The sequence below is a fragment of the Novosphingobium sp. 1529 genome (assembly GCF_040544855.1).
Taxonomy (GTDB): Bacteria; Pseudomonadota; Alphaproteobacteria; order Sphingomonadales; family Sphingomonadaceae; genus Novosphingobium; species Novosphingobium capsulatum.
In genome coordinates, this window is record NZ_JBEPKW010000011.1 from 152,336 (window position 1) to 158,676 (window position 6,341).

General features: G+C 65.2%; 8 protein-coding genes and 1 tRNA gene. 4 read left to right on the forward strand and 5 right to left on the reverse strand.

The genetic code is table 11. The annotated features are described in order from the left end of the window. Positions 1 to 132 precede the first annotated feature (132 nt). The 3 genes from aguB to ABIC78_RS17980 all read left to right on the forward strand — a co-directional run bounded on the left by aguB (position 133) and on the right by ABIC78_RS17980 (position 1,614). Positions 133 to 987 (forward strand): N-carbamoylputrescine amidase, encoded by an 855-nt coding sequence (aguB, locus tag ABIC78_RS17970; protein ID WP_354491107.1) that lies wholly within the window; start codon positions 133 to 135, stop codon positions 985 to 987. Between the two features lie 6 nt (positions 988 to 993). Continuing rightward, on the forward strand, positions 994 to 1,506 hold the full coding sequence (gene folK, locus ABIC78_RS17975) for a 2-amino-4-hydroxy-6-hydroxymethyldihydropteridine diphosphokinase (RefSeq protein WP_354491109.1): 513 nt from the start codon (positions 994 to 996) through the stop codon (positions 1,504 to 1,506). Between the two features lie 32 nt (positions 1,507 to 1,538). Further along, positions 1,539 to 1,614: transfer RNA gene (locus ABIC78_RS17980), tRNA-Lys, on the forward strand. Positions 1,615 to 1,701: 87 nt separating this feature from the next. On the opposite strand, the gene ABIC78_RS17985 is transcribed toward ABIC78_RS17980, so the two are convergent. The 4 genes from ABIC78_RS17985 to ABIC78_RS18000 all read right to left on the reverse strand — a co-directional run bounded on the left by ABIC78_RS17985 (position 1,702) and on the right by ABIC78_RS18000 (position 3,914). Further along, positions 1,702 to 1,932, reverse strand: coding sequence for a hypothetical protein (locus ABIC78_RS17985; protein ID WP_022676634.1), 231 nt, complete (start codon positions 1,930 to 1,932; stop codon positions 1,702 to 1,704). A gap of 229 nt (positions 1,933 to 2,161) precedes the next feature. Next, positions 2,162 to 2,416, reverse strand: a complete 255-nt coding sequence (gene infA / locus ABIC78_RS17990) for a translation initiation factor IF-1 (RefSeq protein WP_022676633.1) — start codon at positions 2,414 to 2,416, stop codon at positions 2,162 to 2,164. Between the two features lie 4 nt (positions 2,417 to 2,420). Next, positions 2,421 to 2,627, reverse strand: a complete 207-nt coding sequence (locus ABIC78_RS17995) for a cold-shock protein (RefSeq protein ID WP_028657943.1) — start codon at positions 2,625 to 2,627, stop codon at positions 2,421 to 2,423. Between the two features lie 312 nt (positions 2,628 to 2,939). Further along, on the reverse strand, positions 2,940 to 3,914 hold the full coding sequence (locus tag ABIC78_RS18000) for an NAD(P)H-dependent flavin oxidoreductase (RefSeq protein WP_354491112.1): 975 nt from the start codon (positions 3,912 to 3,914) through the stop codon (positions 2,940 to 2,942). A 184-nt stretch (positions 3,915 to 4,098) separates the two neighbouring features. On the opposite strand from ABIC78_RS18000, the gene ABIC78_RS18005 reads away from it, so the two are divergent. Beyond that, entirely contained in the window at positions 4,099 to 4,470 is a 372-nt protein-coding gene (locus tag ABIC78_RS18005; RefSeq protein ID WP_354491114.1) for a c-type cytochrome, read from the forward strand. A 213-nt stretch (positions 4,471 to 4,683) separates the two neighbouring features. On the opposite strand, the gene ABIC78_RS18010 is transcribed toward ABIC78_RS18005, so the two are convergent. Next, positions 4,684 to 6,099, reverse strand: a complete 1,416-nt coding sequence (locus ABIC78_RS18010) for a porin (protein WP_502915692.1) — start codon at positions 6,097 to 6,099, stop codon at positions 4,684 to 4,686. Positions 6,100 to 6,341: the final 242 nt, after the last annotated feature.

Genomic DNA, 6,341 nt, shown 5'->3' on the forward strand with positions numbered 1-6,341 from the left:
GAACCCTTTCTGCAAGATTTGCCGCCCAGATAGGAACGGGCAGGGCGCCTGTCATCCTCTGGCGCGCGAATTGCCCGCTGGGGTACCCCGCTGTCGTTGAATTGACACGCCCGAGGGCATAGATGCACGGCCATGACCCAGCTTTCCGTGGCCGCGCTCCAGCTTGCGCTCAACTCGCCCGATGCGGCAGACAATATCGCCGCCGTTTCCGCCCTGGTGGAACAGGCTGCCGCGCAAGGCGCGCAGGTGGTGCTGCCGCCCGAACTGTTTGCGGGCCCCTATTTCTGCGTGACCGAGGACGAGGCGCGCTTTGCCCTGGCCCACCCGCTCGACCAGGACCCGTCGGTCAAGGCGATGCAGAAGCTGGCCAAGGGCCTGGGCATTGCCATCCCCACCAGCTTTTTCGAGCGGGAAGGGCCGCACTACTACAATACCCTGGCGATGATCGACGCCGATGGCGAGATCATGGGCACCTATCGCAAGAGCCATATTCCCGATGGCCCGGGCTATGAGGAAAAGTACTATTTCCGCCCCGGCAACACCGGTTTCAAGGTGTGGGACGTGTTCGGCACGCGCATCGGCGTGGGTGTGTGCTGGGACCAGTGGTATCCCGAATGCGCGCGGGCGATGGCGCTGATGGGCGCGCAGGTCCTGTTCTATCCCACCGCGATCGGCAGCGAGCCTTATGACGCCGATCTCGACACCAGCCGCGTGTGGCGCCGCGCCATGCTCGGCCATGCCGCATCCAACTGCATGCCGGTGGTCGCTGCCAACCGCATCGGCGTGGAGGAAAACGACCAGGCGTTCTACGGGCACAGCTTCATCGCCAACGAATGGGGCGATTTCCTGGCGGAATATGGCGCGGCGGAAACCGGCGTGCTGGCCGCCACGCTCGATCTCGCTGCCGCCGCGCGGCACCGCGCCGGCATGGGCTTCTTCCGCGATCGTCGCCCGCAGCTTTACACCCGCCTGTCGCAGGATATCTGACCGGGCATGCCCGCCACCGCGCCGCACCGGTATCTGATCGCCCTGGGCTCCAACGTGCGCCACCCGCACCACGGGGCCCCGGCGCAGGTGCTGCGCGCGGCGGCGCGTGCGCTCGATGATGCGGGACTGGCGTTGCAGGCCTTCTCGCCGATCATCGCCAGCGCGCCGCTCGGTCCATCGCGGCGGCGCTATGCCAATGCCTGCGCGGTGATCGCCACCCGGCTCGATCCGCCACAGCTGTTGGCCCAGTTGCAGGGCCTGGAGCACCGCTTCGGCCGCGTGCGCCGCGGCGCTCCGTGGCGGGCGCGCACGCTCGATCTCGATATCGTGTTGTGGTCGGGCGGGGCGCTGGCGGATATTCACGCCAACCTGGTCATTCCCCATCCCGCGTTCCGCCAGCGCCCGTTCGTGATCGGCCCGGCGCTGCACGTCGCCCGCGATTGGCGCGACCCACTCACAGGTTTGGCGACAAAACACCTGGCTTCCCGCTTGACCCGCCGCCGCCCCGCCCCTAGGTGAGCGCACCAACCAAGCGCCAAGCCGCGCCTCGGGGGCCCTTAGCTCAGTCGGTAGAGCAACTGACTTTTAATCAGTAGGTCGCTGGTTCGAACCCAGCAGGGCTCACCATTTCGGTTGCGTCGGAAAATGTGGAGATGCGGGCGAGGATCGCTCGTCGGATGATCGGCCTTTGTCGCAGGCCGACCGGCGCACAGTTCAGATCGGGAAATCCGTAGGCGCCTGCTCGAGGTCGAGCGGGGCATCAGCCAGCTTTTGGGCGTCATTGGCGGCCTTGGCCGCGGCGGTCTTGCCGGCGCGGTCTGCCAGGGCTTGCCAGGCGGCCTGGGAGCGCAGGTATTTGTCGCGCTGGTTGGCCAGGCCGCTGTCGCTGGCAGCCTTGGCGCTGAGGGCAACCTGCCTGAGGTAGAAGTCCTGTACTTCGGACATGGTCTTTTCCTTCGGGCGAGGTTGCCGGTTTGGCGTTCAGCCTACCATCTGGGCGACGATGTCGCGCAGTTGCTGCCGGCTCAACCCACAAGGGGCAGGTTGCGGGCGCTGGGCGCCGCGCGGAGAGGGCAGGGGGTAGGTGGTATGCAGATTGGAAGTAGAGAACGTATATTGCGTATTCATGATAGTCCCGGGCGCCTGTTTGGCGCCTTTTATAATTGTTGGGCGTCTACCGCCGTTTGCGCATGGCGGCCGGGCCGCCTGCAATCTTTTCACGATAGACGATACGACCCTTGGTAAGGTCGTAGGGGGTCATCTCGACCCGGACCCGGTCGCCGACGATCGAGCGGATGCGGAATTTGCGCATCTTGCCCGCGGTGTAGGCGATGATCCGGTGATCGTTTTCCAGAAGGACGCCGAAGCGTCCATCTGGAAGGATCTCGTCGATTTGGCCTTCAAGGGTCAGGAGATCCTCTTTGGCCATGGGCTTAAACCGACTGAAGGTTGACCGCTGCTTCCTTGCCGCGGCGATCGGTTTCCAGTTCGAAGCGGACGCGCTGGTCCTTGGACAGCGTGGCCATGCCCGAGCGCTCAACGGCGCTGATGTGGACGAAGCTGTCTGCGCCGCCGCCATCGGGGGCGATGAAGCCATAGCCCTTGTCGGTATTGAAGAACTTTACGGTGCCGGTCAGCATGGGTGTTTCCTTTTCACGAAACAGGGGATCCCGCCAGCAACAGCGCTGGCGGAGCTTGTAGCGAGAGAAAGGAAGGATCGGCTTGCCCGTATGAATGACGCGCTTGGCGCCAGGCGTGAGCTTCAAAATCCGTCGCAGGCGACGTTAGCAAAGCAGCATATGGCAAATGGTTGGCGATTTGTCAATGTCGGGCCGGAATGCGCCAATCTACTTGGCGCCTGCCAAGTAATACCGGCGGTTTTGTAGCGGTGCCGGGCTGCATTTCATCGCGAACAGCCCGGCCCACGCCGCTCAGACGATTCGCCGGCCGGTTCAATCGGCCAGCATGCCGGCCAGGCGCGCGGTGATGATCGCCTTGGCGTCACTCATGATGCGGTCCACCAATTCGGCCACAGTCGGCACATCGTGGATCAGGCCCTGGACCATGCCGGCGGTCCAGATGCCGTGTTCGGGATCGCCCGAGATCAGCCCCTCGCGCCCGCGCGCGCCCTTTACCAGATGCGCAATCGCCTCGAACGGCTTGCCCTCGCGCTCGATCCGCACGGCTTCTTCGGCCACGCTGTTGCGCGCCACGCGCGCGGTGTTGCGATAGCTGCGGAACAGGAGCGCGGTGGCGCGTTCGTCGTTGGCCACGATCGCCTGCTTGATGCCGTCGTGGATCGGCGCTTCCTGCGTGGCGCAGAACCGCGTGCCCATGTTGATGCCTTCGGCGCCCAGGGCCAGCGCAGCGGCGAGGCCGCGCCCATCGCCAAACCCGCCCGAGGCAATGATCGGAATCTTCACCTTGTCGGCCGTGGCGGGGATCAGGATCAGGCCGGGCACGTCGTCCTCGCCGGGGTGGCCGGCGCATTCGAAGCCGTCGATCGAAATGGCATCCACGCCCATGCGCTCGGCCGAAAGCGCGTGGCGCACTGCCGTGCACTTGTGGATCACCTTGACCCCGGCCGCCTTGAATGCGGCGACGTGTTCATCGGGGCGATAGCCGGCGGTTTCCACCGCAGTGATTCCGCTTTCGATGATCGCCTGGCGATATTCGGCATAGGGCGGGGGGGTGATCGCCGGCAGGATCGTCAAGTTCACGCCAAAGGGCTTGTCAGTCATCGTGCGGCAGCGCGCGATTTCCTTGGCCAGCGTTTCGGGAGTGGGTTGGGTCAACGCGGTGAGAAAGCCCAGCGCACCGGCGTTGGCGACGGCCGCCACCAGTTCGGCGGTGCCCACCCATTGCATGCCGCCTTGGGCGATCGGGTGTTCCACGCCGAACAGTTCGGTAAAGCGGGTCTTGATCATGGCGGCAGGCAATCCTCTTGGCATGTTTGCCGGGTAATCTGCCAGCCTTGCGGCACCCTTGTCAATTAACCAACCAACTAAACGGGGTGTGTGGAAACGGCGGCGCGCTCGGCCAATAGTCCAATATCGGCATGGCCGGCATCATGGCAGGGCTGGTGCAAACAGACTGTGGAGTGGAGGAGTTATGTCGAAACGCCTGATTGCCCCGGCACTTGCTGCCGCGTTCCTGATCGCTGGCAGCGCCCATGCCGCCCCGCCGCCGGCCCCGGCCAGCTGGGCCCGCTGCGCCGTATGCCATGACAACACCAAGGGCGGCCCCAACAAGATCGGGCCCAACCTCTATGGCGTGGTCGGCAAGAAAGCCGGCACGCACGCGGCCAACTTCCGCTATTCCGATGGCCTCAAGAAATCGGGCCTGACGTGGAACGCCGCCACGCTCGACAAGTGGATCGAAAACCCCCGCGCGCTGGTGCCGGGCACGATGATGTCGTTCCCGGGCCTGAAGGATCCGGCCAAGCGGGCTGAACTGGTCGGCTATCTCACCAGCCTCAAGTAAACGTCGCCTTTCCGGGTCGCAACCGGACCGGGCCGGGTAGCAAGCCGCTACCCGGCCTTTTTCGTGCGCATCGTCAGAGGAAAAGCGGGGCGGAAAAAGGGACGGGCACAAAAAAGGCCGGACAGGCCCGGGGAACTGGGCTGTCCGGCCAATGTCCCGGCGCCTGGAGAGCAAGCGCCGGGGCGGTGATGATCGGTACCGGGTAAAGGCCGATCAGAAGAAGAGGATGCCGCCCAGGGCGACCGTGTCGGACTTGGCGCTGTTGCCATTGTGGGCCTGGGCCTTGGCCGAGACATACTCGCCGATCAGGGTGACCCAGCTGGTCAGGCCATAGCGGACCTGGCCGACATAGCTGCTGTTCTTCTTCACCAGCGTGGGCGTGGTGGCAGCGTCGACCGCGTTGGCAAAGTCGAGCCTGCTTTCGCCATAGCTGCCGCCGACCGAGACCTTGCCGAACGTGGCCAGGGCCTGGGCATAGAAGCCGTGGCTGTCGCGGGCATGGCCCTGGCCATCGCTGTCGAGCAGGTTGAGCACCGTGGTGCCCAGGCCCTGCGCGGTGTAGTAATAGCCCACCGCCGTAACCGGGCCGACCGTCAGCTTGGCGCCCACGTCGAGGCCCTTGCCGGTGTAGCTATAGGCGCTGGCCACGGTATCGTGCTTTTGCGTAATGCCCGAGAGCCACAGGTGCGCACCCACGGGGCCCAGCTTGCCATCATAGGTCAGCTTGGCCTGGAAGCCGGGGCTGCCGTTCTGTTCGGCCGGGCCGGTAAGCGAGCTTAACGGCTGGAACACGCCGAAGGCGGCCTTGAAGCCCGAGAATCCGGGCGTGGTATAGGTGATCTGGGGCTGGAAATCGGTGTAGATATAGCCCGATCCGATGCGGCCCAGCGTGGTGTTGGCGGGCGCCACGTTGCCACCGGGCGCGCCGGAGGACAGCAGCGTGATATCGTTGAGAATGGCGTCAGAGCCGAACAGGCCGATATCGCGGCCGATCTTGATTTCGCCAAAGCCGGCGCGGCCAAACGTGAGATAGGTCTGGCGGAAATCGATGCCCGAGGTGGCGAGCGCGGTGGGCTGGCCGCCGTTGTTGGCGCCCAGCGTGCCCCAGGCGGCGCTGTTGATGCCCGGATACATGCCAAAGTGCGCGCCCACATCCCAGCCGCCCTGGTGCGTGGTGGCTTCCACCTTGAGGAAGCCCGGCAGCAGGCCGTTGCGCACCGAAGAGGTGCTGTTGCCGCCGACATTGGCGATGCCACCGGCCACTGCCGTGCGGGCCGAGGGCGTCTGCGGATTGTCGTGCACGTAAAAGCCGTTGACCGAGCCCGAGAAGCTGAGCGTTACATCGCCCACTTCCAGGCCTACGCCGCTGGCGGTGCGGCGCACGAAGCGGTCGCTGTCAGGTGCGGCAGCGGCGGCTACCGGTGCCGCAGCAGGTGCCGGCGCGGCATTTTCGGCTTCGTCTTCGCGCAGCAGCTGCTGGTATTCCTCGTCAGAGAGGATGCCCTTTTCGTGCAGCCGCTTGAGCAGCGCGGCCGATGTGCCGGCCATGGCGGGCGCAGCGCCCAACGTCATCCCAAGCGCGGTCGTCGCGACGAGCAACGCGCGCGCCAGCCCCTTTTTTGCCTTCATTGGTCCATCCCCTGCCATCGTTTTCTTGCCCCAAAGGGCAGGCAGAACGATGCGCCGGGGCGGCCGGCAGCGAAATTGGACTATGGTTCTCGTTCCAAGGAACTACGCAAGTTTGCGGTACAAGATCCTCCCCTACCCCGTGGGGGAGGTGCCAGCCCGCAGGGCTGGCGGAGGGGGCTTGTAGGATTTCGCGCAGAGGCGCTGAGGCGCAGAGAACATAGAATCTCTGCGCCTCAGCGCCT

Coding starts and splice junctions, on each gene's coding strand:
- ABIC78_RS18005 (WP_354491114.1), top strand. CDS start 4,099: ATGTCGAAACGCCTGATTGCCCCGGCACTTGCTGCCGCGTTCCTGATC.
- ABIC78_RS17985 (WP_022676634.1), bottom strand. CDS start 1,932: ATGTCCGAAGTACAGGACTTCTACCTCAGGCAGGTTGCCCTCAGCGCC.
- aguB (WP_354491107.1), top strand. CDS start 133: ATGACCCAGCTTTCCGTGGCCGCGCTCCAGCTTGCGCTCAACTCGCCC.
- ABIC78_RS18010 (WP_502915692.1), bottom strand. CDS start 6,099: ATGAAGGCAAAAAAGGGGCTGGCGCGCGCGTTGCTCGTCGCGACGACC.
- ABIC78_RS17995 (WP_028657943.1), bottom strand. CDS start 2,627: ATGCTGACCGGCACCGTAAAGTTCTTCAATACCGACAAGGGCTATGGC.
- folK (WP_354491109.1), top strand. CDS start 994: ATGCCCGCCACCGCGCCGCACCGGTATCTGATCGCCCTGGGCTCCAAC.
- ABIC78_RS18000 (WP_354491112.1), bottom strand. CDS start 3,914: ATGATCAAGACCCGCTTTACCGAACTGTTCGGCGTGGAACACCCGATC.
- infA (WP_022676633.1), bottom strand. CDS start 2,416: ATGGCCAAAGAGGATCTCCTGACCCTTGAAGGCCAAATCGACGAGATC.